This window comes from Saccharopolyspora sp. NPDC050642 (genome assembly GCF_040654735.1).
GTDB classification, from domain to species: domain Bacteria; phylum Actinomycetota; class Actinomycetes; order Mycobacteriales; family Pseudonocardiaceae; genus Saccharopolyspora; species Saccharopolyspora elongata.
Genome location: NZ_JBFAIN010000021.1, coordinates 98,678 through 122,412, shown reverse-complemented (window position 1 = coordinate 122,412; position 23,735 = coordinate 98,678). Strand labels below are relative to the sequence as shown.

General features: G+C 71.0%; 20 protein-coding genes. 9 read left to right on the top strand and 11 right to left on the bottom strand.

Annotated elements, in window-relative coordinates; genetic code table 11:
* Positions 1-152: 152 nt before the first annotated feature.
* The 7 genes from AB0H93_RS27955 to AB0H93_RS27925 all read left to right on the top strand — a co-directional run bounded on the left by AB0H93_RS27955 (position 153) and on the right by AB0H93_RS27925 (position 6,574).
* A complete protein-coding gene (locus AB0H93_RS27955) occupies positions 153-1,124 on the top strand; it encodes a mechanosensitive ion channel family protein (protein ID WP_358576288.1) in 972 nt (323 codons plus the stop codon).
* Between the two features lie 132 nt (positions 1,125-1,256).
* Positions 1,257-1,640 (top strand): globin, encoded by a 384-nt coding sequence (locus AB0H93_RS27950; RefSeq protein ID WP_358576286.1) that lies wholly within the window; start codon positions 1,257-1,259, stop codon positions 1,638-1,640.
* A 16-nt stretch (positions 1,641-1,656) separates the two neighbouring features.
* Positions 1,657-2,718, top strand: coding sequence for a DUF3459 domain-containing protein (locus tag AB0H93_RS27945; protein WP_358576285.1), 1,062 nt, complete (start codon positions 1,657-1,659; stop codon positions 2,716-2,718).
* Between the two features lie 92 nt (positions 2,719-2,810).
* The gene (locus AB0H93_RS27940; RefSeq protein ID WP_358576283.1) at positions 2,811-4,103 is read left to right on the top strand and encodes a heparan-alpha-glucosaminide N-acetyltransferase domain-containing protein; all 1,293 of its coding nucleotides are present in this window, start codon (positions 2,811-2,813) and stop codon (positions 4,101-4,103) included.
* 99 nt (positions 4,104-4,202) lie between these two features.
* On the top strand, positions 4,203-4,469 hold the full coding sequence (locus AB0H93_RS27935) for a hypothetical protein (protein ID WP_132486913.1): 267 nt from the start codon (positions 4,203-4,205) through the stop codon (positions 4,467-4,469).
* 3 nt (positions 4,470-4,472) lie between these two features.
* Entirely contained in the window at positions 4,473-5,453 is a 981-nt protein-coding gene (locus tag AB0H93_RS27930) for a hypothetical protein (RefSeq protein WP_358576282.1), read from the top strand.
* A 152-nt stretch (positions 5,454-5,605) separates the two neighbouring features.
* Positions 5,606-6,574, top strand: coding sequence for an SGNH/GDSL hydrolase family protein (locus AB0H93_RS27925; protein WP_358576280.1), 969 nt, complete (start codon positions 5,606-5,608; stop codon positions 6,572-6,574).
* Positions 6,575-6,710: 136 nt separating this feature from the next.
* On the opposite strand, the gene AB0H93_RS27920 is transcribed toward AB0H93_RS27925, so the two are convergent.
* Positions 6,711-7,286: an XRE family transcriptional regulator gene (locus tag AB0H93_RS27920; protein WP_358576278.1), complete on the bottom strand. Its 576-nt coding sequence runs from the start codon at positions 7,284-7,286 to the stop codon at positions 6,711-6,713.
* 117 nt (positions 7,287-7,403) lie between these two features.
* On the opposite strand from AB0H93_RS27920, the gene AB0H93_RS27915 reads away from it, so the two are divergent.
* Positions 7,404-8,240 carry a DMT family transporter gene (locus AB0H93_RS27915; protein ID WP_358576277.1) on the top strand — a complete coding sequence of 279 codons (837 nt, stop codon included), beginning with the start codon at positions 7,404-7,406 and terminating at the stop codon, positions 8,238-8,240.
* A 51-nt stretch (positions 8,241-8,291) separates the two neighbouring features.
* On the opposite strand, the gene AB0H93_RS27910 is transcribed toward AB0H93_RS27915, so the two are convergent.
* The 3 genes from AB0H93_RS27910 to AB0H93_RS27900 form a co-directional block, all read right to left on the bottom strand.
* Positions 8,292-8,642, bottom strand: coding sequence for a DoxX family protein (locus tag AB0H93_RS27910; protein ID WP_358576275.1), 351 nt, complete (start codon positions 8,640-8,642; stop codon positions 8,292-8,294).
* A 12-nt stretch (positions 8,643-8,654) separates the two neighbouring features.
* On the bottom strand, positions 8,655-9,542 hold the full coding sequence (locus tag AB0H93_RS27905) for a sigma-70 family RNA polymerase sigma factor (RefSeq protein ID WP_358576274.1): 888 nt from the start codon (positions 9,540-9,542) through the stop codon (positions 8,655-8,657).
* 66 nt (positions 9,543-9,608) lie between these two features.
* Positions 9,609-10,826 carry a hypothetical protein gene (locus AB0H93_RS27900; RefSeq protein ID WP_358576273.1) on the bottom strand — a complete coding sequence of 406 codons (1,218 nt, stop codon included), beginning with the start codon at positions 10,824-10,826 and terminating at the stop codon, positions 9,609-9,611.
* A gap of 121 nt (positions 10,827-10,947) precedes the next feature.
* Here AB0H93_RS27900 and AB0H93_RS27895 point away from each other — a divergent pair, with 121 nt between their 5' ends.
* Positions 10,948-11,610, top strand: coding sequence for a nitroreductase (locus AB0H93_RS27895; protein ID WP_358576304.1), 663 nt, complete (start codon positions 10,948-10,950; stop codon positions 11,608-11,610).
* Positions 11,611-11,729: 119 nt separating this feature from the next.
* Here the strand turns inward: AB0H93_RS27895 and AB0H93_RS27890 are convergent, their stop codons facing one another.
* The 7 genes from AB0H93_RS27890 to ssb all read right to left on the bottom strand — a co-directional run bounded on the left by AB0H93_RS27890 (position 11,730) and on the right by ssb (position 23,667).
* Complete coding sequence (locus AB0H93_RS27890) at positions 11,730-12,125, bottom strand: GNAT family N-acetyltransferase (protein ID WP_358576272.1); 396 nt, start codon at positions 12,123-12,125, stop codon at positions 11,730-11,732.
* Between the two features lie 80 nt (positions 12,126-12,205).
* Positions 12,206-12,847, bottom strand: a complete 642-nt coding sequence (locus tag AB0H93_RS27885) for a hypothetical protein (RefSeq protein ID WP_358576271.1) — start codon at positions 12,845-12,847, stop codon at positions 12,206-12,208.
* The gene (locus tag AB0H93_RS27880; RefSeq protein WP_358576270.1) at positions 12,840-13,271 is read right to left on the bottom strand and encodes a thioesterase family protein; all 432 of its coding nucleotides are present in this window, start codon (positions 13,269-13,271) and stop codon (positions 12,840-12,842) included. The genes AB0H93_RS27885 and AB0H93_RS27880 overlap by 8 nt, the downstream gene beginning before the upstream one ends.
* Positions 13,272-13,340: 69 nt before the next feature.
* Complete coding sequence (locus AB0H93_RS27875; protein ID WP_358576268.1) at positions 13,341-18,314, bottom strand: NAD-glutamate dehydrogenase; 4,974 nt, start codon at positions 18,312-18,314, stop codon at positions 13,341-13,343.
* A gap of 286 nt (positions 18,315-18,600) precedes the next feature.
* Positions 18,601-21,339, bottom strand: coding sequence for a hypothetical protein (locus AB0H93_RS27870; RefSeq protein ID WP_358576267.1), 2,739 nt, complete (start codon positions 21,337-21,339; stop codon positions 18,601-18,603).
* 98 nt (positions 21,340-21,437) lie between these two features.
* The gene (ettA, locus tag AB0H93_RS27865; RefSeq protein WP_358576266.1) at positions 21,438-23,114 is read right to left on the bottom strand and encodes an energy-dependent translational throttle protein EttA; all 1,677 of its coding nucleotides are present in this window, start codon (positions 23,112-23,114) and stop codon (positions 21,438-21,440) included.
* A 142-nt stretch (positions 23,115-23,256) separates the two neighbouring features.
* Positions 23,257-23,667 (bottom strand): single-stranded DNA-binding protein, encoded by a 411-nt coding sequence (ssb, locus tag AB0H93_RS27860; RefSeq protein WP_358576264.1) that lies wholly within the window; start codon positions 23,665-23,667, stop codon positions 23,257-23,259.
* Positions 23,668-23,735 lie beyond the last annotated feature (68 nt).

Sequence of the window (23,735 nt, the reverse complement as noted above, 5' to 3'; positions counted from 1 at the left end):
GCGGTCAGCTGTTCGAGTCTCGTGCGCAGCGGGGTGCGCACGATGCTCGAGTCTGTCGGTTGCCCACCCGGTGATGTCGCCCCGAAGCACCGGCACCCCCGTGCCGGGTAACCACCGCGGGCCCTGAACGACAGCATGGAGACCCCCGACCCATGGATCTGCCGCTTATGACCCAACCGACCTGTGAGCAAGACGCGTTCTGGTGCCAGACGATCTCCGACTGGACCGGCAACCAGTGGCTGGCTTCCTACGCCGACCTGCTCATCGCCAAACCCCTGAACATCCTCCTCATCCTGATCGTCGCGTTCATCGTGCGATGGCTGGTGCACCGCACCATCAACCGCCTCACGCAGGGCAACGGCCAGCCCCCGAAGCTGCTGACCCCGCTGCGGGAGCGCCGGGCGGACACCCTGACCGCCGAGCTGCTGTCGGAGCGCCGCCTCCAGCGGGCGCGGACGATCGGCTCGGTGCTCAAGTCGATCGCCTCGCTGGTGATCTACGGCCTGGCCGCGATCTACGTGCTGCAGGTGCTGAGCATCCAGATCGCGCCGGTGCTGGCGTCCGCCGGTGTGCTCGGTGTCGCCGTCGCCTTCGGCGCGCAGAACCTCGTCCGGGACTTCCTGTCCGGCATGTTCATGCTGGTCGAGGACCAGTACGGCGTCGGTGACGTGGTCGACCTCGGCGAGGCCAGCGGCACCGTCGAGGCGGTGGGCCTGCGCGTCACCACGCTGCGCGACATCAACGGCACCGTCTGGTACGTCCGCAACGGCGAGATCCTGCGGGTCGGCAACTCCAGCCAGGGCTTCGCCGTGGCCGTGGTGGACTTCCCCATCTCGCACACCAGCGATGTGCAGAAGGCCATCGAGGTCGCCGCGAAGGTGGCCACCGAGGCGACGTCGCGGGAGCCGCTGTCCAAGGACGTGCTGAACCCGCCGGAGATGCTCGGCGTGGACCAGATCACCTCGGACACCATAACGCTGCGGCTGACGACCAAGGTCCGGCCGGGCCGGCAGTGGTCGGTGCAGCGGCGGCTGCGCGCGGAGATCAAGCGTGCTTACGACGAACAGGACATCGAGCCGCCGTACCCGTACGGCCGCCCGCTGCCGCCCTCGCCGGTGGCCTGATCCCAACCGCCGGTCACCGGGGTCGTGCGCACTTCGGACCGCGACAGCGGTCCATCGGGCCCACGACCCCGGTGTGAGGCGTTCGGCCACAGGGCCGCCCAAAATCGAAGCCGCCCCTGAGAGGATGGAGCCGTGACTTCCGTGGAGACCTTCTACCAGCAGGTCGGCGGCGAGGCGACCTTCCACCGGATCGTGGCGCGGTTCTACGAGGAGGTGGCCAAGGACGAGCTGCTGCGGCCCCTCTACCCGGAGGAGGACCTCGGGCCCGCCGAGGAGCGGCTGCGGCTGTTCCTGATCCAGTACTGGGGCGGCCCGCACACCTACTCCGACCGGCGCGGTCATCCGCGGCTGCGGATGCGCCACGCGCCGTTCAAGATCGGCCCGGCGGAGCGCGACGCGTGGCTGCGCTGCATGCAGATCGCGGTCGACGAGGTCGATCTCCGGCCGGAGCACCGCGACCAGCTGTGGCAGTACATGGAAATGGCCGCCAACAGCATGATCAATTCGTGGTTCTGAGCAGAAGGACCTGGTGATGCGGCGGGCAGACGTGCTGGCGGGCCACGGCGAGCGGCCGTGGTGGTGGGATGCGGTGTGCTACCAGGTCGACGTCGGCTCGTTCGCCGACGGCGATGGTGACGGGATCGGCGACCTCGCCGGTCTGACGGGCAGGCTCGGCTACCTGGAACTGCTCGAGGTCGACGCGATCGTGCTGGCCGGCGCGGCCGGGCTGGATCCGGCGGCGGGTCCCTTCGCCGAGCTGCTCGGCGAGGCGCACGACTCCGGGATGCGGGTGATGCTCTCGCTCGACGTGGATCCCGCGCGCGGCGACCCGGCATCGGTGTTGTTGCCGTGGCTGGAGCACGGGGCCGATGGTTTCCACCTGGCCCCGCGCCCCGATCCGGCCGATGCCATCGGCGCCGCGCTGGCCGGGCACCGGGATCGCGTGGTGATCGGCAGCGGCCCTGGCGACTGGCACCTGTCGTTCAACCTCGACCTGGCCGTCGCCGGTTTCGACGCCGACCAGGTCCGCAAGGCGATCACGGACGTGCTCGCCGCCCCCGGGCCGCGCCCGGCGTGGGCGATGGCCAGCCGCGACACCCAGCAGAGCCGGGACGACGCGGCGCTGACGCCGGTGCGCGCGATGGCGTTGGTGCAGTTGGCGCTGCCCGGCGCGGTCTGCCTGCGGCACGGCGAGGAGCTCGGCCTGCCCGGGACGCAGCGCGTCCGGATGCCGTGGCAGGGCGACCAGCCGCCGTTCGGATTCTCCGCCGCCGACGCCGACTGGTCGTCCATCCCGGCGGACTGGGTGTCCTTCACCGTGGAGGCGCAGCTGGAGGACGAGGCGTCCACGCTGTCGCTGTACCGGCACGCGCTGGAGACCCGGGGCACGCATCCGGCGTTCGCCGGCGACGAGGTCGAGTGGTTCGGCGCGCCGGCGGGATGCTTCGCGTTCCGGCGCACCGGCACCACCCTGATCTGCGCGTTGAACACCTCGCCGGAGCCGGTGCCGCTGCCCCCGGGCGAGGTGCTGCTGTCGTCGCGCCCGGTGGGCCCCGGGGAGTTGCCGCCGGGGACCGCGGCCTGGCTGGTGTGAGTCTGGCCTCCAAAGGCGACCGGGCGCGAGTGGGCCGGAACGGGTGGCGGTAAATTTTGGTAAAACCATCCCGCTGACACCCACTGGATGCTATGACTGCCGTCGCGCCAGCGCTGAGCTCTCCTCGGACGGAACGCACCCGTCGGCTGGTCGGCATCGACATCGCCAGGTTCTTCGCGGTGTTCGGGATGTTCTGCATCCACTTCGGCGTGCCGTTCGCGCACGGCGACGTGGAGGTGTGGATCGCGCAGTTCTCCAGCGGCCGGTCGACCGCGCTGTTCACCCTGCTGGCCGGGGTGTCGCTGGCGATGATGACCGGGCGCAGCGAGCCGCCGACCGGCGAGGCGCTGCGGCAGGCCCGCATCCGGATCGCGGTGCGCGCGTTGCTGTTGCTGGTGGTCGGCATCGCGCTGGCGAAGGCGACCGCGGCGACGGGCTTCCTGCTCACCGTGATCATCCCGTTCTACGGGCTGTACTTCCTGCTCGCGGTGCCGTTCATCCGGCTGCGGGCGCGCGGGCTGCTGATCGCCGCGGTGGTCGCGGCCGCGGTCGGCCCGCAGCTGTCGTTCGTGCTGCGGACCTGGATCGCCGGGGACACTCCGATGCGCGCGATCGTCGACGCGGTCGACCTGGTCGACCCGGCACACCTGATCGCCGACGCCGGGCTGTTCGACCTGCTGCTGCTCGGCTTCTACCCGGCCGCGTCGTACCTGCCGCTGGTGCTGGCGGGGATGGCCGTCGGGCGGCTGGACCTGCAGTCGACCAAGGTGCGGTGCTGGCTGGCCGCGACCGGGCTGGCGGTGACGACGGTCGGCTACCAGGTGTCGAGCTGGCTGGTGGAGACCGTCGGCGGGGTGCCGCAGGGCCAGATCGAGGGCACCGTCCCGATCGAGCACCCGGAGTGGCTGGTGGCCGCCGCCGCGCACAGCGGCACGACGTTCGAGCTGCTCGACTCCGGCGGCATCGCGCTGGTGTTCGTCGCGGTGTGCCTGGAGCTGGCCGATCGGACGGGGCGGGTGCTGAAGCCGCTGGCCGCGGCCGGTTCGATGGCGTTGACGCTGTACGCGATCCACGCGCTGGTGCTGGCCTGGCAGATCGTCGTCGGCGGCTGGCCGCTCAGCGGCGTGCCGGACACCCTGGCGCAGCTGGCCAGCATGGGCCCGGCGCTGCCCACGGACGTCCCGAACATGCCGGCGTTCCCGCGCGACGGCCACCACCCGGACGGCGTGGTGGCGTTCGTGAACACCTACATGCCCGAGGTGTTCCTGATCTTCTCGATCGCCTTCCCGCTGATCTGGCGGCGGTTCTTCCGCCGCGGGCCGCTGGAGGCGGCCGTCAGCGAGAGCGTCCGGCGCATCACCGATCACCTGTTCCGGCGGCACTGAGCCCGGTTTCGGCACCGGAGGGACTTTCGCCTCTTAACAGCCGCGCGGCGCGCATCGTTGCGTGGACGGATGGCGTCGCTCATCCGGAGGTGATCTCGAATGAATTTCCGGCACCGGACCGACAACGCATCGGACGCGGTCGGAATCCCACCCGCGCTCGGCAAGGCCATGGCGAACTACCGCTCCCTGCTCGACGAGCTGGAGGCGGGCAGCATCGACGACTCGACCTTCCGCCGCCGCGCGCTGGGCATCGGGCTGATCGTGCGCGAGCACGACGCCTGGATCCTGGACCTCTCGACCGAGCGGTGGTGGCGCTACGACGGTGTGGCGCTGTCGAGCATCCGGTTCGGGGAAGCCGAGGACTGAGCCATGTCCAAGCCGACCGATCCGGCGATCCTCCGGGAACGCCTCGACCACCTGGCCGGCCTGGTGCGCGAGGCGGCCGACCCCTTTCCGGCCGAGATGACCGGACCGCTGTCGACCAGCCCGCTCCCGGTGGCGGCGCTGCAGGACCACCTGGGCAACGCGACGACGTGGCTCGGCCGGGTGTGGGCCGGGTTCGCGCGGGACGGCGCCGCGGTGCGGCGGTGGCTGGTGGACGAACCGCTGGCCTCGCCCGTCCCGGGCGAGGCGCTCCGCCCCCTGCCGCTGCGGAGGCAGTTCCGCCTCTCGCTGGCGACGGCGGCGTTCGGGGCCGCGGTGGCGGCGGCCAGCTACACGCTGACGGCGCCGTTCCCGGATCCGTTCCTCGGCCTGATCCCGCCGGGCCTGCTGGACCGGCTTCCGCCGTTCGCCGAGAGCACCACGCCGGAAGCACCCCGGTACTCGCCCGACGCGGCGGCCCCGGAACTGCCGCTGGCCGGCCAGGTCCCGGGCACTCCCCCGCCGCTCGCTCCGCCCCCGTCCTCGGGTGATCAGCAGCCGCTGGCCGCGCTCACCCCGGGCACCCCGGGCACCCCGGGCACCCCGGGGATCGGCACGTCGGGCGTCAGCCCCGGCACTCAGGGCACGAGCGGATCGGACGAGACCGTGACCCGGGTGCCGCTGCAGGCTCCGGGAACGACCGAGGACACGGCTCAGCAGCAGGCGCCTCCGGCGAAGCCCGTGGCCCCGGGCCCCGTGGCCCCTGCGCCGATCACCGAGACCACCACGGTGCCGACCACCACGACGAACCCGACGACCACCGATCCGCCGACGACCACGACGCAGGAACCGACGACGGAACCGACGACGACCGGAACCCGGCCGCCCACGACTGAGCCCACCACCACGGCGACACCCACCAGCACCGGCGAGCCGACGAGCACCACCGGTCCCGGCACACCCTCGGAGCCGCCCAGCGGCGACTAAATCGTGAAACTTTCTCAGGTATTGGGAAGTTCCGGTCGGAACCTTGCCGCCGGGCACTGTGATCGTCTTCACTCCCTACTCATTGGTAGGCGAATAGTGGAGGCGCTCAGATGGGTCGGTCCGGGCTAGCACGCAGAGCTGGTGCGATCGCGTTGTCGGCATTGACGGGCCTGTCGCTCGGCGCCGCCCCGGCGACCGCCGAGCCCGAGTACCGGCATTACGTGGCCCTCGGCGACTCCTTCACCTCCGCCCCGCTGGTCCCGTGGATGCGCCTCGACCCGCTGCTGTGCGGGCGCTCGACGAACAACTACCCGGCGCTGCTGGCCCGCGAGATCGGGCCGGCCGAGTTCACCGACGTCAGCTGCGGCGGCGCCGACACCACGGACATGCTCCGGGCCCAGGACTGGTACTCCGGGCCGCAGTTCGACGCCCTCGACGAGGACACGGACCTCGTCACGCTGGGCATCGGCGGCAACGACCTGGGCGTCTTCGGCGACACCATCGCCACCTGCACGGCCCTGCGCGCCGCGGACCCGACGGGATCGCCGTGCCGCGACCACTTCACCGATGACGACGGTGACGACCTGCTCCGCCGCATCGAGATCACCGGACACCGGGTCGCGGACGTCGTCGAGGGCGTCCAGGAGCGCTCGCCGGGCGCGAAGATCCTGGTCATCGGCTATCCGCGCATCGTGCCGGAGACGGGCTACTGCCCGGACGTCCTCCCGCTGGCCGACGGCGACTACCGCTACGCCGACGAGATCGAGCAGGCGCTCAACGCCGCCATCGAGGGCGCTGCCGAGCGAACCGGCGCAACGTTCGTCGACACCTACGGGCCGTCGCTGGGCCACGACGCCTGCGCCACCGGCGGGGCGGCCTGGATCAACGGCCAGCGGCTGCGGCCGGACGCGGCGCCGTACCACCCGTTCGCATCGGCGATGGCCGCCGAAGCCAGCATCATCGCGAATGTCCTCAATGGACAAGAGCCCGATGTCGCGGAAGCCGAACGAGCCGCGACCCGGGCCGCCGAAGAGGCCAAGGCCCAAGCGGAACAGGCCGGACCGCAGGAGAAAGCGGCCCGGACCGAGGTCGCCGAGCACCTCGCGACGGTCGAGCGCTGAGATGTCGTGAGCGCGGAAGCCAGGCATCCGCGCCTTCACCCTGGAACGGCGGTCGCCGACACGCTCTCCGCAGGCCGCCTCCACACACTCGACGACCACCCCCACGACGCCGCCCCGGAGGTCCTCGAGCAGTTCTTCAGCGGGGATCCGGCGGCAGGTGGACCGTCATGATCAGGCTGCAGGTCTCGGTGCCCGCGCCGCGGTAGGCGTGCGGGGCGTCGCCGTCGAACGTCGCGGTCTGCCCGGCTTCGACGGCGTGCTCCTCGCCGTCCACCACCAGGGTCATCCGGCCGGCGGTGACGCTGACGGTTTCCACGACTCCGGCCTGGTGCGGGTGGCTGGGGTATTCCTCGCCCGGCTGCAGCCGCCAGCGCCAGACCTCGACGGGGGCCGGGCCCGAGGTCGTCAGGACGAGCCGGGCCTCGCCGCCCCGCTCCCCGGTCCACAGCGGCGCCACGTCGTCGGAGGCCACGACGCGGACGCGGCCCTCGGGCGGCCCCTGCATCAGGGCGGACACCGAGATGCCGAGGGTGTCGGCCAGCCGGACCAGGGTGGCCAGGTTGGGGTTGCCCTGGGCCTTCTCCAGCCCTACCAGGGCGCCCTTGCTGACCTGGGCGCGCCTGCCGAGTTCCTCCAGGGACAGACCCGCGCGGACGCGGGCCGCCCGGACGTTGTGCGCGACCGTCCGCAGGGCTGCGGCCGTCTCGGTCATCTGAGCACCATCCTCGGGGCCGGACCATTCCAATGAACTTCGCGGTCGGTTGATTGATCCTGACGGTCAATCTGTTGTACCGTGTAGTCGTTCCAATGAAATGGTAGGGGATTCGTCGTGTTCGCTCTGCTGCTGGCCGTCGGCAGCTCGCTCGCTTACGGGTGCGCCGATTTCCTCGGCGGCCTCGGCGCCCGCAAGGCTCATGTGCTGCGCACCGTGATGATCGCGGCCCCGGCCAGCCTCGCGGTCGAACTGCTGCTGTGGCCGCTGCTCGGCGCCTCGTTCAGCACCGCGACCTTCGCCTGGGGCGCGGCCTCGGGGGTCGCCTCGGCCGCCGCGTTCGCCCTGCTCTACCGCACCCTGGCGATCGGCCCGATGAACGTGCTGTCGCCCGTGACCGCGCTGGTGTCGGCCGCGTTGCCCGTCGGCGTGGGACTGCTGCAGGGCGAGCACCTGGCCGCCGCCGGAATGGTCGGCCTGCCGCTCGCGCTGGTGGCGGTGGTGCTGGTCAGCGCCGGGCACGGCGCGAGGTCGTCACGCCCTTCGCGCACTGCGCTGCTGCTGGCTTTCGGTGCGGGCACCGCCATTGCGCTCCAGCTGATCTTCTTGCACCAGGCACCATCCGACAGCGGGGTGGCTCCGCTGATCGTGGGGCGGACGGTCTCGTCGGCCGTCGTCCTGGCCGCGGCGGGGCTGATGCGCCGCAGGCTGGGGCCGGAGCGGCCCGCGTACGCGATATCGGCGGCCGCGGGCACGCTGGACTCGGTGGCGAACCTGCTGTTCCTGCTGGCCGCCCGGAGCGGCGACCTCGCCGTCGTCGCGGTGATCGTCGCCCTCTACCCGGCCGGCACGATCCTGCTCGCCCGCGGCGTGGTCGCCGAGCGGATCCACCGCGGCCAGCTCGTCGGCCTGGGCACCGCAGCCGTCGCCGTCAGCCTGCTCGCCCTGACCTGACCAAGCCCACCCTGTCGACGAGATGACCCCGCCGATCACCTCCGCGACTGATCACGCGGCGATCGCGAGGACCAGCGACGCGACGGCCATGGCGAGGAAGACTCCGGGGCCCGCGATCGTGTTGATCTGCCGGGCGCGCACGTGAGCGACGATCGCGCCCACGTAGAACGCGACGAGCCCGATCGCGGCCGCGACGCCGATGGCCTGGAATCCGAGCAGGCCCAGCAGGAGTCCCACCGCGCCGGCCGCCTTGAGCGTTCCCAGCATCGGCAGCCACGATCGCGGGACGTCCACCTTGGCCGAGTTGGCGAGGACGAAGTCCGCCTTCGCCAGGTCCGCGACGGCGATCCCGGCGTTCGCCGCGATGGTGACGGCCGTGACGACGACGTAGGTGATGAACATGGTTTCCCCTCGCTAGTCGGTGATGTGCAGCCGGGCGAGGCGGGCGGGATCCCCGACGACGTCGTAGTGGACGATTCGCCCGGCCGCGATGCGGAAGAGCAACGCGATGCGCGGGCCGTGATCGGCCATGACCGCGATTCCGGGCCGCCCGTTGATCGACACCACGCGTGCTTGCCGGGCATTGGCCCGCAACGCCCGCGTCTCGTCGACGACGGTTCGCGCGCCCCGCACCCGCAAGTCCGCGCCGGGCGGAAGCGCCTGCGGATCGGCCGTTCTCGTCACCTCGGGGTGCAGGACCTCGACGAGGCCGTCGATGTCGCCCTGCTGCGCCGCTTTCAGGAAGGCGGCCACCACGTGCCGCGCGGCGCCGGGATCGGCGTCCGCCGCACCGGCCGGCCGCACCCGCGCCCGCGCGCGGCTGGCCAGCTTCTTGGCCGACCCCGGCGTCGTGCCCAGCACGTGCGCCACCTCGTCGAACGGCGTGCCGAACACGTCGTGCAGGATCAGCGCGACCCGTTGCGGCGGCGTCAGCTGGTCGAGCAAGATCGCGATGGCCTCGCTCAGGTCTCCGGCGAGGAGCGCGACCTCCTCCGGACCGTCGACGGGGTCCGCCGGTTCCGGCATGTCGGTCGGCTCCTGCGGAACCTCGCGCGATCGGCGCAGGAGGTCCAGGCACAGCCGGGTCACGACGGTGGTCAACCAGGCGGGCAGGTTCCCGATGCCATCGACATCGGCCCGCAGGTACCTGATCCACGCCTCCTGCACGACGTCCTGGGCATCGGCATCCGACCCGAGGAGGCGGAACGCCACCGCGAGCAGGTGCGGCCGCTCGCGGTGGAACACCTCGTCCCCGCCCGACGCCGTTTCGAACCCGAACATGCGTTCCTCGCCTCCCGCCACGCACAGCTCCTACCCGTCTGACGGGCGAGAGGCGCAAAAGGTGACTCACCCCGCGCGGGGCGGTGCTCAGTACTGGGTCTGGGTGCTGGAGACGGCGCAGGAGTCGCACCAGAAGCCGAAGAGCAGCTCCTCGAAGCCCATCCGGCCGAACGGCGTCGGGCCACCTTCGATGGACACCAGGAACGGCATGAAGTTGCCGCACACCGGGCAGATCGGGTGCGTCTCCGGCGACGGCCAGCGCGGCAGACCGCCCACCTGGTGCTTCGTCCTCGGCAGCGCCGGAAGGCTCACGCCGTGCTGGTTGGGGTGCGGCTCCAGGACCAGCGACCGCTCCCCCGGGATCAGGCGGGATTCGCCGCTGCTCGGCCCCTGGGGGTTGAAGTAGACCTCCGTGCCCGCCGAGGTGAAGCGCACGGTGATGCGATCCACTTCGGCGCAGTCGCAGGTGAACCAGTAGAACGACGGGTCCCGGCTCAGCGCGTTCGGCATCGCCTCGGCGGACAGGGTCAGAATCCGCTCTGCGGGCATCCGGCAGTCCGCGCAGAGCGGAACATCCCCGCCGGGGTCTCCGCCCATGACGTGGGCGCTCTCGCCCGCATCCGCCACGAAACCCAGGAAAGCGGGCGGGAAACCCGCGGGCTTCCGGGTGTCCGGCAGGCGGCCGGCCAGCGGCATCAGCCAGTCCCAGTCGACCGGATCCGCGACCTCGTCCACCACGGACTCGATGAGATCGGCGGCGTGCGGGGTGCGGATCAACGCGAGCGTCCAGAGGTCGTTCAGGTCCTGCTCCGCGCGCCACCTCTCCAGCAGCGAGTCGGCGAACTCGTCGGGCGCACCGGACAGCAGACTCCGCTTCATCGAAGCGCTTTCGACGCGGTCGGCGTAGGGCCGGAGGCGTTCCGGGCGGTGCATCGCGATGGTGAAGACGACGCTGGACACCGGGGATTTCGGGTCCGGCGACGCCAGGTGGTCCTGGATGAACGCGTCGATCAGTGCATCCGGCATCCAGGGCACGAGCCTCGCCGCCGACGCCGCGACTTCGCCGGCACCGCGCAACCTCTCCGCCACGCGCGCCTTCTCCTCGCGCGCCCCGTGGATCAGCTCCAGGTAGGCGGCGACGAACTCGGAGACGCGGCGATCGGAGGTCGTCATGAGGCACTCGACGGCCGCCGGCACCCCGCGATCTTCCGACTGCGCCAGGAAGGCGATGATGCGCTCGTCCTTCTCCGGCACCGACAGGGCCGGATCCAGCGCGATCCGTTCGATCTCCTCGGCCGCACCCATGCCCGCCCCACTTCGCCACGTCTGATCGGCATCGAGTCTAGGTCTCCGGTTCATCGGTCACGTTCTCCCTTCGCCAGGTGTCGACGTGGTGGAGTACTTCGAGCGATTCGGGAGGCTGTCTGTGGACGTGTACGAAGCGGTCCGGAGTCGACGGGCGGTGCGGGGATTCACCGACGAGCCGGTGCCGAAAGAGCTGCTTGAGCGCGTCCTCACCGCTGCTGCCCGCGCGCCGTCCGGAGGGAATCTCCAGCCGTGGAAGGCTTTCGTGCTGACGGGCGCAGCGCTGGCCGAGGTGAAGAAGCGAACCGCCGAGCGCCTGGCCGCGGGAGATCCCGGCGACGAGCGCGAATTCGAGATGTATCCGCCCGATCTGAAAGCCGCCTACCGCGAGCGCCGGATCGCCGCCGGTGAGCAGCGCTACGCCGCGCTCGGGATCCCGCGGCGGGACGAGCAGGCGCGGCGGGAAGCCGTTGCCGCGAACTGGAATTGCTTCGGGGCTCCGGCCGCGCTGTTCTGCTACATCGACCGCGGCATGGGCTCGGCGCAGTGGGCCGACATGGGCATGTACCTGCAGACCGTCATGCTGCTGCTCCGCGCCGAAGGACTGCACAGCTGCCCGCAGATGGCGTGGTCGGTCTACCGCCGAACCGTCGCGGAAGTCGTTTCGCCGCCGGACGAACTCGTGCTGTTCTGCGGCATGTCGATCGGATTCGAGGACATCTCGGCGAAACACGCCCGCATAGACCGCGCCCCGCTCGCCGAGACGGTCACCTTCCTCGACTGAGGACGCCTCGGATTCCGCCGCACCGCACCGAGAATCCGCCTTCTTCAGCGTGCGGTTCTGATCGTGGGTTCAGGGCGATCTTGTGGCGTCCTGCCAGGGGCTTCACGCCTGGTCCCCGCTCAGAGCGCGATGAGACCCGCGTTCGTCGGCTCGAATCCGCAGGCGTCGAAGTAGAACGCCCGGAGGTCGTCGTCGAAGTCGACGTGCAGCCATTCGCACTGCGCCGCCCGGGCGCCCCGGACGGCCGCCGCAACGAGTCCGGCCCCGATCCCGGATCGGCGCAGTTCTCCCCTGACCACGGTGTCCAGGACGAAGGCGTGAACACCACCGTCCCACGCCACGTTGACGAAGCCGACGAGTTCACCGGCACGCCGGGCGCACACCCAGCCGAGGCTGTGGCGGTGGACCTGCGCCAGCCAGTCGATGTCCAGGACCGGGTGGTCGAAGCCCTCCGCGTGCAGCGAGTTGACGGCGGTGTTCTCGAAGTCGCCGCGCCACTCGTACGTGATCGTCATGCCACGAGCGTATGCGGCCCCCGGATGCCGCAATTTCCATTGAAATCGAAGGTTCGATTTCAATGGAAATTGCGGACCCGTCAGACCAGCAGCGGGAGGAGGGCGTGGCGGCGGCGGACCACCGCGCCGTAACGGGAGTCCAGGCGGAGCCAGGCGTCCGTCGCGCTGACCCGGACGATCTCGGACTCCGCCGGCTTCGACACCAGGAAACCCATGCCCGACAGCACGAACAGGCAGCGCAGCGGGACCTTCACCTGAAAGCCCGCGCCGCTGACCGTGAAGACCTCCTGGTCCAGCAGGGAAGCCGGTGGTGTCCCCTTCGGACCGACGTTGTCCTTGGCCACGTCGATGCCGCGCTCCGCGACCTCGCCGACCAGCTTCGCCGGCAGGTCGTCCACCCGCTGCCAGCCCACCGCCGGCGGCAGCTCCGAGCGCCACAGCAGATCCCGCGGCGGGCCCGGATCCATCACCGAAGCGCCCGCCACCGTCAGCGCCGCCAGCAGTTCGTTGCCCGACACCGTCAGGTCCGCCGGCTCCACCTCGCCCTCGACCGACCTGGTGGACAGGGCGTCGAACGGCGTCGCCGCCCAGACGTCGACGCGGCCCGTGCCCGGCCGGTTGCGCAGGCGCACCAGCGCCTGGCCGTCCAACCGCACCGCGCGGGCGACGAACGCGCCGAGGTCCTCGCGCTCCACCGCATCGGGCATCCGCAGCTCAGACACGACCCAACTCCGGCTTCTCCGCATCGAGCTGCCACTCCGCCAGGAAGTCGCGCTCCTCCTTGGTCATCCGCCGGGGCCGCCCCGCCCGCAGGTCGTAGGGCACCATCAGCGTTTCCGCGGTGGCGACCGCTTCCTGCGCGTAGGCGGTGTAGTCGACGATGAACGACGCGGCCTTCAGCTCGCGCACCGACATCTGCACCTGCAGCGACTTCGACGCGTAGACCAGCGGGCTGTGGTAGTCGACCACGACCCGGGCCACCACCATGCCCTCCGCCATGCCGAGCAGGCCCTGCCGCTCCGCCTCGGTGAACAGCAGCTCGGCCCGCGCCTCCTCCAGCAGCGTGATCGTCCTGGCGTGGTTGACGTGACCGAACGCGTCCATGTCGGACCAGCGCAGGGCCACCTCGGCTACGAACGCGCCCACCGGCGAGCTTCCTTTCTGCCGTTCGGGTGGCTTGCGGCCGGTGCGACCGCAAGCCACCCGATCATGCCGTCACCGCACCATGCTGCGCAGCTGGCGGGCCGCCACCGACAGCGTGGCCAGATCCAGCCGACCGGAGTTCTTGATCTGCTCCAGCGACGAGTTGGCCCGCGCCAGTCGCGACTCGTTGGTGGATTCCCAACGAGCGATCTTCTCCTCCGGGTCGTCCTCCGGATCGCTGGTCCGCAGGACGTCGATGGTGATCGCACGCAGCGACGCGTAGAAATCATCCCGCAACGCCAACCGGGCCAGCGAGTGCCACCGGTTCCCGCGCTCCAACTCGTTGACCGCCAGCAGCATCCGCTCGACGTCGAGGTGCTCGGCCAGCGAGTAGTACAGGTCGGCGCTCTCCCGCGGGCTGCGCTCGGCCGCGACCCCGGCGTCGCGCTCCGCGAGCTCGGCGATCTCCCGGACGTCCAGCAGCGCGAACGAATCCAGCAGCACGCCGACGCGTTCCGCCAGGTCCTCCGGGACGCCGGCCGCCGTCCAGCGGTCGATCATCTCGGTGGCGCCCTCGGCCGCCCGGCCGCGCAGCAGGCCGCGCACCGAAGCGGACAGCTCCGCGACCACCGGCTGGAAGCGGGCGATCTCGGCGCCGATCGCCAGCGGCTGCGGCCGGTTGGTCAGCATCCAGCGCGCCGCCCGGTCCAGCAGGCGGCGGCTTTCCAGCACCAGCTCGTCGGCCACCGAACTCGGCACCGAGCCGCCCAGCGCATCGATCTGCGCCCACAGCTCCTGCAGCCCGAAGACCTCGTCGACCACCGCGAACGCCCGCACCGCGTCGGTCGTCGAAGCGCTGATCTCCTCGGACAGCCGGTACGCGAAGGAGATGCCGCCGCCGTCGACCATCTCGTTCACCAGCAGCGTCGTGATGATCTCCCGGCGCAGCGGGTGAGCCGCGATCGCGTCGGCGTAGCGCTCCCGCAGCGGCTTCGGGAAGTACTCCGGAAGCCGGTTGCTGAACGCCTCGGTGTCCGGCAGGCCGCTGGCCAGCACGTCGCGCTTCAACGCCAGCTTGACGTGCGCCATCAGCGTCGCCAGCTCCGGCGAGCTCAGGCCCTCGCCGGCCTTCTCGCGGTCGCGGAACTCCTTCGACGTCGGCAGCGCCTCCAGCACGCGGTCCAGGCCGGCGTTCTTCTCCAGCGCCAGGACCTGGCGGGCGTGCACCGACACCATCGGGGCGGCGTGCGCCCGCGAGATGCCCAGCACCGCGTTCTGCGCGTGGTTGTCGGCCAGCACCAGCTCGCCGACCTCGTCGGTCATGTCCGCGAGCAGCTCGTTGCGCTGCTCACCGGTCAACCGCCCGTCGGCCGCCAGGTGGTCGAGCAGGATCTTGATGTTGACCTCGTGGTCGGAGCAGTCCACCCCGGCGGAGTTGTCCAGCGCGTCGGTGTTGACCTTGCCGCCCGCGCGGGCGAACTCGATGCGGCCCAGCGACGTCAGACCGAGGTTGCCGCCCTCGCCGACGACCTTCACCCGCAGGTCGGCGCCGTTGACGCGGACCGCGTCGTTGGCCTTGTCGCCGACGTCGGCGTGCGTCTCGGTCGCGGCCTTGACGTAGGTGCCGATGCCGCCGTTCCACAGCAGGTCCGTCGGCGCCAGCAGGATCCGCTTGATCAGCTCGGCCGGCGCCAGCTTGCGCACCGACTCGTCGATGCCCAGCGCCTCCCGGATCTGCGGGTTCAGCGGGATCGACTTCAGCGACCGCGACCACACGCCGCCACCGGCGCTGATCTTGCTGCGGTCGTAGTCGTCCCAGGTCGACCGCGGCAGCTCGAACAGCCTGCGGCGCTCGGCGAAGGACACCGCCGGGTCCGGGTCGGGGTCGATGAACACGTGCATGTGGTTGAACGCGGCCACCAGCCTGATGTGCTCGGAGAGCAGCATGCCGTTGCCGAACACGTCGCCGGCCATGTCGCCCACGCCGACCACGGTGAAGTCCTCGGACTGGGTGTCCACGTCGAACTCGCGGAAGTGCCGCTTGACGCTCTCCCACGCGCCCTTGGCGGTGATGCCCATCGCCTTGTGGTCGTAGCCCACCGAGCCGCCGGAGGCGAACGCGTCGCCCAGCCAGAAGCCGTAGGACTTGGCGACGTCGTTGGCGATGTCGGAGAACGTCGCGGTGCCCTTGTCCGCCGCGACCACCAGGTAGGTGTCGTCGCCGTCGTGGCGCACCACGTCCTTCGGCGGGGCCACCTCGCCGCCGACCAGGTTGTCGGTCAGGTCCAGCAGGCCGGAGATGAACATCCGGTAGCAGGCGATGCCCTCGTCGAGGGTGGCCTTGCGGTCCACCGCCGGGTCGCCGGTGGGCGCCGGCGGGCGCTTCACCACGAAGCCGCCCTTCGCGCCGACCGGCACGATCACCGCGTTCTTCACCGCCTGCGCCTTGACCAGGCCCAGGATCTCGGTGCGGAAGTCCTCCCGCCGGTCCGACCAGCGCAGACCGCCGCGGGCCACCGAACCGAACCGCAGGTGCACGCCCTCCACCCACGGCGAGTACACGAAGATCTCGAACTGCGGGCGCGGCTCCGGCAGCCCCGGGATCTCCCTGGGCTCCAGCTTCAGCGCCAGGTAGGAGCGTTCCCGCTCCCCGTCGGCGGCGAAGTAGTTGGTGCGCAGCGTGGCGCGGATCAGGCTCAGGTAGCTGCGCAGGATCCGGTCCGCGTCCAGGCTGGTGACCTCGTCGATCAGCTTGGTGACCGCGTCGGTGAGATCCGCTTCGCGGGCCGCCCGGTCGTCGGCCTCCAGCGCCGGGTCGAACCGCGTCTCGAACAGCCTGACCAGCGTCGTAGTGGTGAGGCGGTGCGCCAGGATGGCGTCCTCGATGTAGTCCTGGCTGTAGGCCACGCCGACCTGCCGCAGGTACTTGGCGTAGGCGCGCAGCACCGACGCCTGCCGCCAGTTCAGCCCGGCGCGCAGCACCAGCGCGTTGAACCGGTCGACCTCGGCGTCGCCGAGCCAGGCCGCGCGGAAGGCGTCCTCGAAGCGCTCCCGCAGGGTTTCCAGCAGGCCGTCGCTCGTCGCGGTGTCCAGCGTCGCCGGGTCCAGCCGCAGCCCGAAGTCGTAGATCCAGAACTGCTGGTCGGTGTCGCCGACGATGACCTCGTAGGGCCGCTCGTCCACGACCTCGACGCCCATGCTCTGCAGCACCGGAAGCACCCGCGACAGGGTCACCCGGCCGCCGACGTAGAGCTTGAAGCGGCGCTGCCCCGCGCTGGCGTCGCGCGGCGCGTAGAACGACATCTTCAGGTCGCGCGGACCCGACAACGACTCCAGCCGCCGGAGGTCGGCGAGGCCCTCGCTAGCGGTGAAGTCCTCCTTGTAGGCCTCCGGGAAGCTCGACGCGTAGCGCTGGCCGAGCTGGCTGATCGCCTCCGACAGGCTGCGCCCCGCGTGACCGTCGCGGCCGCCGCCGGACTGCTCGGCGTCGACCTCCTCGATCATCTGGTCGTCCCAGGTGTGGATGGCGTCGGACAGCCGGCGCTGGATGCGCACCAGGTCCGGCTCCACCTGGTCCTCCGGGTCGGTGTGCACCACGAAGTGCACCCGCGCCAGGGTGGATTCGCCGACCCGCGTGCTGTACTCCAGGCCGGTGCCGTTGAGCTCCTCCAGCAGCACCTCCTGCATCGCCAGTCGCGAGCTGGTGGTGTAGCGGTCCCGCGGCAGGTACACCAGGCAGGAGTAGAAGCGGCCGTAGGCGTCGCGGCGCAGGAACGGCTTGAGCTTGCGGCGCTCGGCCAGCGCCAGCACGCCGGTGATGGTGTCCTGCAGCGTGTCCGCGTCGGTGGAGAACAGCTCGGTGCGCGGGTAGTTCTGGATCTCCTCCAGCATCCGCTGGCCGGAGTAGGACTCCATCGGGAACCCGGCGCGGTGGATGATCTCCCGCACCCGCCGCTCGATGAACGGGATGTCCAGCACGTTCTCGTGCAGCGCGGTGGTGGTGAACAGACCGAGGAAGCGGTGTTCCCCGTTGACGTTCCCGGCCTCGTCGAAGGTCTTGACGCCCACGTAGAACGGGTGCACCGGACGGTGCACTGTGGACGGTGCGCTGGCCTGCGTGAGCACCAGCAGGTCCTTGGACAGCGCGCTGGCGCCGGCGTCCGGCCCCGCGGTCAGGCTGCGCGCGGCGACGCTGTCGCTGCGCAGCACGCCCAGTCCGGAGGCCAGCACGGCCTGCAGCGCGGGCTCGGTGCCGTCGTCGACCAGCTCGTAGTGCCGGTAGCCGAGGAACGTGAAGTGCCCGTCAGCCAACCACCGCAGGAGCTCGGCTCCATCGTGGACGTCGGCGCCCGGCAGCGGCGGCGGGGTCCGGTCCAGCTCGTCGGCCAGCGACCGGGCGGTGGCGTGCATCCGCTCGGTGTCCTCGACGACCTCGCGCACGTCGTTGAGCACGTCGGCCAGGCCCTGCTTCAGGTCGGCGATCCGGTCGGTGTCGACGACCCGGTCGACCTCGACGAACATCCAGCTTTCGGCCATCGCGTCGGCGGGCGGGGCCGCCGGGTCAGCGTCCGGCAGCACCTCCAGCAGCTCGCCGGCCACGTCGCGACGCACCACGACGATGGGGTGGATGATGCGCTGCACCTCGGCGCCGTAGCGGCCGAGCTCGGCGATCACCGAATCCACCAGGTACGGCATGTCGTCGGTGACGGTCTGGACCACCGTCGCCTGGCTCGCCCAGCCGTCCTCGGCCCGATCCGGGTTGAAGATCTGCACCAGCGGGCGCCCCGCGACCCGCTCCGCGGCGAGCCGGTGGTGCGACCGCAGTGCCCCGACGAGGTCGGCGGGCTCATCATCGACGAGCTCCTCGGCGGGCACGTGCCGGTAGTAGGCGCGCAACAGCTCGGCGAGTTCCGGTGCGGACTCAACCGCTCTGTCCAGTAGACGGCGCTTGGCCAGTTCGGGGTTCTCGGACCGCTCGCCGACCGCGTCGTCCCCAGCGGCTCGCGGGCGTTCTCCGGTCTTCAACTGTCCGGGATTCGAGGTCATCTTCAGGCAGCTCCACGCTTGACGGCACCTCTTTGTGCCAACAGGTTCCACCTTAAGACTGCCAGTTCCAGCGCCCGGCAGAGGGCGGTAGCGCGGTCGGGCACGTGAAAAGCGGCACAATGATCGATGACTTTGACGTTTCAGAAACGGTCTTGATCGCGATTCCCACCCGGCCACCGGAAGGTGGCGTGGAATGTCGCGCGTCACGTCCGCGCAGGCCGCGGTGCACGTCGGCGCGCGCCTGCGCATTCGGACCAAGTCGTTGCGCCGCTTCGGTGAAACGGCTTCAGAACAGCGGATCCACCGCCGTGGAGTCGCCCGCCGCCCGGCGGTGCCGAGGGGCCACGGCGGGCCCCCGATCGTCCGATGTGGACGAATGAGCGGAGCGGGAAACCTGGGAACGGCCGGTGACTCCGGACACACGCGCTTCGCTGTGCCGGCCCGACGGCGCGGCCTCCTCGACCTCTGGTTGCTCGCGCCGACCGCTCTCGTAGGCCATCAGCGCCTCGGTGAGCAGCTCCGCGAGACCGATCTTCTCCGCTGCCCCCGCATCCGCCGCCGGTGGTTCCACCGCGGGCAGTGTTGCGGGAGGTGTCATTGCGGCGGGCGGTTCCGGGGCCTCGCGGTCGCCTGCCGGTTCGGACGTCCCCGCGGCGGGCAGTGACGGCTGCTGTTCGACGACCGGGAGGTTGGGCTCGGTCGCCCAGTCCTGGCGGTGCCTGCCGAGCAGCTCTGCGGCGGGAGTCGGCGATGTGACCACGGGGGCGGACGGTTCTGGTGGTTCGATCGGTTCTGGTGCTTCGGCCGGTTCGGCGTGCCTGGCGCGGCGGCGTCCTGGGCGGGGCTCCGCGGACAGCTGGAGACCGGCGCGGATCTCGGCCAGCGACTTGCCGCGCGATCGGCGGCCGCCTTCGCGCTGCCCTGTCCCCGCCACAGCAGCCCCAGCCGACTCGGCCGCCGGATCGTCCGCCACCGGTGTGCCCGGGGTCAGGACGTCTGCCGACGATGTCTGGATCGTCGGGGGCTCGGTCGCCGGGGCGGCTTCACCCTCGCCGTAGGACGGTTCGAGCGGCAACGCGTCGTCGGCCCGGTGCCCTCCCCGCCGTTCGGCGGCGGGTTCGGTCGCCGTCGGGTCCTGGCCGTACTGCGATTCGAAATCTGCTCGCGCTTCCGGCGGCGGATCGGCCACCGGAGAATCCGCCGCCGACCCGGTTCCCGACCAGTCGTCCAGCCCAGCCGGAACCCCGATCACCGGCATGATCGCGGTGACATCCGCGGCGCTCGAGTCGCCGCCGGCAGCGGCCGCCGTCCGGCGGAGGTTGTCCAACGTCGCGGCGAGCGCACTCGTCTCGGCCTGGAGACCTGCGTCACCCGGCTGGTCCTGCTGCGGCTTGTACGCCACAGGCACCTCGGGAATGGTGCGCTCGGCGCCGGACGGCTGGTCCGAGGCCTCCGAAGGCCACCAACTCGCCTGCGACGAGGCCGAAGCCTGCTCGGCGTGCTCTTCCGGCTCGGGCTCCCCGCCGGGAAAGCCCTGGTCGGCGGGCGGCGGAAAGGCAACCGTCTCGGTGCGTGCGAACTGGCCGCCCTCGGCCTCCGCCGTCTCGGTCTGTGCGAACTGGCCGCCGCCCTCGGCTTCCGCCGGCTCGGCGGCCAGGAACGCCGCTGCACCGGACTGGTCCGACTCGGGCTCGGCCGGTTGGATCGTCGCCGGGTCGAGCACGACCGTCGGCTGCGCCGACTCCTCGGAAATCCGGGGCTCGGGCATCTCCTGCCGACGGCGCCCGCCCTCGCTCCGTCCTGCGGCCCTGCTGGTGAGGGTCTCCATCAGTCGACGTGCCGCGTCGTGCGCATCCCCGTGCTCGGACTTCGCGTGCTCCGATTCGGCCTGCTCGACAGCGTCCTGCTCGGGCTGACGAGGTTCCGGCGGCCAGTACGCCGGCTGCTCCGGCACGACCGCTCGGGCCCCAACCGGATCGGGGCCCTGCGGCACCGGCTCGTGCGGTGCCGGCCGGGACGGACCGTTCGAACGCGGAGGCGCCTCGACGTCGCCCGCGAGCACCGGGTACTCCGCGAGCAACCGGACCCGCGCGTTGTGCACGGCCGCGCGCCAGCGCCGGTCGGCGGCGTACGCGCCCCTCAGCGCGCGAAGCGCTTCGGGGAACTCCGCTCCCCGTTCGTGCACGTGGGACAGGGCGTTCAGCGCCTCAGCGAGCAGACCGTCCAGCTTGTGCCGCTCCGAGATGGCCGCGGTGTCGTTGAGCGTCCGCACCGCCGCGCCGTGGTTGCCGTCCGGCAGGTGCACGCGAGTCGCCATCGCGAGCCCCAGCCAACCGACCGGCCCGGCCGCCGCGGCGCGAACCGGCTGTGCCAGCACGGATTCCGTCGCCTGGACGGCCTCCGGACGGCGCCCCAGCTCCAGCAACGACTGCACCCGCTCCAGGACGAGACGGGTCCGGATCTCCCCGCTGTCCGCGGCCGGATCGCCGAGTTGCCCGAGCAACGCGAGACCGGCGTCGGCCGCGGCGACGGCCTCGCCGAACTCGCCCAGCCTGCGGTGATGCCCCGCTCGCGCAGCGCGAACCCGAGCCTTGAGCAGCCGGGCGGTGTCCCGGTTGAGGCCGCACGTCTCGTACAGCCGCTCGGCCTCGTCGAGCGCCTCGGAGCGCTGCCCGTCCTGCTGGTGCGCGGGCAGCGACGCGGCCAACGCCAGCAGGGCGTGCGCCCGCACTTCGGGCTCGATCCGCTCCTGCTCCAGCACCGGGTTCAGCACCCGGACCGAGACCTCGCAGTTTCCCGCGCTGCGCGCGCACCACGCCAGCTCGACCCGCAGCTCCGCCACGACCTCGGCGTCGCCCGCCGCCTCCGCGTCGCGGACCGCCGCGAGCGCCCGGACGGTGGCCGGGACGCCCCGGCCCAGCCGGTTCGAGGCGAACAACGCCAGGGCCTCGGCTCTCAGGCGAGCGGCCTGGTCCCCGGTGCGCCTGGCGAGCGCGACCGCACGATCACTGAGCACCAATGCCAACTCGGGCACTCTCCACCGCATCTGCCGTGCGGGTTCGAGCAATCCCTGTGCCGAGCTTGTGTTCGGTGAAGCGGGCACGCTCGCCAAAGCGCCTCCGTTCAGCCCCTGGTCAGCTTGCGATGCGTCACTCGGTGCGGACGGGCCGCCTCCGCGCCCATCCTCTCGATCTTATTCGCTTCGTAGCCCTCGAAGTTGCCTTCGAACCAGAACCACTTCGCCGGGTCCTCGTCGTCGCCCTCCCACGCGAGGATGTGCGTGGCGACGCGGTCCAGGAACCAGCGGTCGTGGGAGATCACCACAGCGCAGCCGGGGAACTGTTCGAGCGCGTTCTCCAGCGAGCTCAGCGTCTCCACGTCGAGGTCGTTCGTCGGCTCGTCCAGCAGGATCAGGTTGCCGCCCTCCTTGAGCGTCAACGCCAGGTTCAGGCGGTTGCGCTCACCACCGGAGAGCACCCCGGCCGGCTTCTGCTGGTCCGGGCCCTTGAACCCGAAGGCGCTGACGTAGGCGCGCGACGGCATCTCGACCTGGCCGACCTGGATGTAGTCCAGCCCGTCGGACACGATCTCCCAGACGTTCTTGGCGGCGTCGATGTTCGCCCGGTTCTGGTCCACGTAGGACAGCTTGACGGTGTCGCCGACCTTGACCGTGCCGGCGTCCGGCTGCTCCAGGCCCACGATGGTCTTGAACAGCGTCGTCTTGCCGACCCCGTTCGGGCCGATGACGCCCACGATGCCGTTGCGCGGCAGCGTGAACGACAGGCCGTCGATGAGGAGGTTGTCGCCGAAGCCCTTCTTCAGCTTCTCGACGTCGACGACGACGTTGCCCAGGCGCGGGCCCGGCGGGATCTGGATCTCCTCGAAGTCGAGCTTGCGAGTGCGCTCGGCCTCCGCGGCCATCTCCTCGTAGCGGCCCAGTCGGGAACGCGACTTGGTCTGGCGCGCCTTGGCGTTGGAGCGGACCCACTCCAGCTCGTCCTTCAGGCGCTTCTGCAGCTTCGCGTCGCGCTTGCCCTGCACGGCGAGCCGCTCGGCCTTCTTCTCCAGATAGGTCGAGTAGTTGCCCTCGTACGGGTAGGTGCGGCCGCGGTCCAGCTCCAGGATCCAGCCGGCGACGTTGTCCAGGAAGTACCGGTCGTGGGTGACGGCGAGGACGGCGCCCGGGTAGGTGGCCAGGTGCTGTTCCAGCCAGAGCACGCTCTCGGCGTCCAGGTGGTTGGTCGGCTCGTCGAGCAGCAACAGGTCGGGCTTGCTCAGCAGGAGCTTGCACAGGGCGACGCGGCGGCGCTCACCACCGGAGAGGTTCTTGACCTCCGCGTCCGGCGGCGGACACCGCAGGGCGTCCATCGCCTGCTCCAGCTGGGAGTCCAGTTCCCACGCGTCCGCGTGGTCCAGGTCCTCCTGGAGCTTGCCCATCTCCTCCATGAGCTCGTCGGAGTAGTCGGTCGCGAGCAGCTCGGCGATCTCGTTGAAGCGGTTGAGCTTCTGCTTGATCTCCCCGACGCCCTCCTCGACATTGCCGAGGACCGTCTTCTCCTCGTTGAGCGGCGGCTCCTGCTGCTGGATGCCGACGGTGTAGCCCGGCGTGAGGAACGCTTCACCGTTGTTCGGCTGGTCGAGTCCCGCCATGATGCGCAGCACGGTCGACTTGCCAGCCCCGTTCGGCCCGACGACGCCGATCTTGGCGCCCGGGTAGAACTGGATGGTCGCGTTGTCGAGGATGACCTTGTCACCATGCGTCTTGCGCACGTTTTTCATGGTGTAAATGAACTCGGCCATGCCATGAATCGTAGTTGCGCCCCGTGGCGGACCGCGCACGCGGTCCCCCAGCACCTCGCCGACGGCGTCCGGCTGCCCCGCAACGGCGGTTATCACCTCCTCGGAACCGAATTCCGCAATGATCGGGAAGAAAAAATCGCAATCAACCGCCGGGCAGCGAGACGAGCCCACGGTCCGTCGCCGACCACGGTCGGGGCACGCCGGGCGCCTCCGGTGGCGCGGCCCGCGCCAGGTCGAGGCCGATCGCGGTGGCCTCCAGCTCGACGACGGTGCGCCACTGCCCGCCCGCCTCGTACTCGCGGGTGCGCAACCGCCCGGTCGCCACCACCGGATCACCCTTGCCCAACGCCGCGGCGACCCCGTCGGCCAGCCGCTTCCAGCAGTTCACCGTCGCGAGGAACCGGTCGCCGTCCACCCACTCCCCGGTGTCCCGGTCGAACCGGCGGGAGGTCGCCGCCACCCGGAAGCTCACCACCCGGTTTCCGTTCTGCGTCTCCCGCACGACGGGCTCGGTGATGACGTAGCCCACCACCGTCACCTGGGTCTCGAACATCTCTGCCGCTCCTCTCGGTCCTGCGCGGCCGACTTCCGGCCCGCGAACCAAGACTGCCCGAAGATCGT

Excerpts from the sequence above, each read along its gene's own strand:
- AB0H93_RS27955 (WP_358576288.1), top strand. The coding sequence starts at position 153 with ATGGATCTGCCGCTTATGACCCAACCGACCTGTGAGCAAGACGCGTTC.
- AB0H93_RS27945 (WP_358576285.1), top strand. The coding sequence starts at position 1,657 with ATGCGGCGGGCAGACGTGCTGGCGGGCCACGGCGAGCGGCCGTGGTGG.
- AB0H93_RS27940 (WP_358576283.1), top strand. The coding sequence starts at position 2,811 with ATGACTGCCGTCGCGCCAGCGCTGAGCTCTCCTCGGACGGAACGCACC.
- AB0H93_RS27935 (WP_132486913.1), top strand. The coding sequence starts at position 4,203 with ATGAATTTCCGGCACCGGACCGACAACGCATCGGACGCGGTCGGAATC.
- AB0H93_RS27930 (WP_358576282.1), top strand. The coding sequence starts at position 4,473 with ATGTCCAAGCCGACCGATCCGGCGATCCTCCGGGAACGCCTCGACCAC.
- AB0H93_RS27920 (WP_358576278.1), bottom strand. The coding sequence starts at position 7,286 with ATGACCGAGACGGCCGCAGCCCTGCGGACGGTCGCGCACAACGTCCGG.
- AB0H93_RS27910 (WP_358576275.1), bottom strand. The coding sequence starts at position 8,642 with ATGTTCATCACCTACGTCGTCGTCACGGCCGTCACCATCGCGGCGAAC.
- AB0H93_RS27900 (WP_358576273.1), bottom strand. The coding sequence starts at position 10,826 with ATGGGTGCGGCCGAGGAGATCGAACGGATCGCGCTGGATCCGGCCCTG.
- AB0H93_RS27890 (WP_358576272.1), bottom strand. The coding sequence starts at position 12,125 with ATGACGATCACGTACGAGTGGCGCGGCGACTTCGAGAACACCGCCGTC.
- AB0H93_RS27875 (WP_358576268.1), bottom strand. The coding sequence starts at position 18,314 with ATGACCTCGAATCCCGGACAGTTGAAGACCGGAGAACGCCCGCGAGCC.
- ettA (WP_358576266.1), bottom strand. The coding sequence starts at position 23,114 with ATGGCCGAGTTCATTTACACCATGAAAAACGTGCGCAAGACGCATGGT.
- ssb (WP_358576264.1), bottom strand. The coding sequence starts at position 23,667 with ATGTTCGAGACCCAGGTGACGGTGGTGGGCTACGTCATCACCGAGCCC.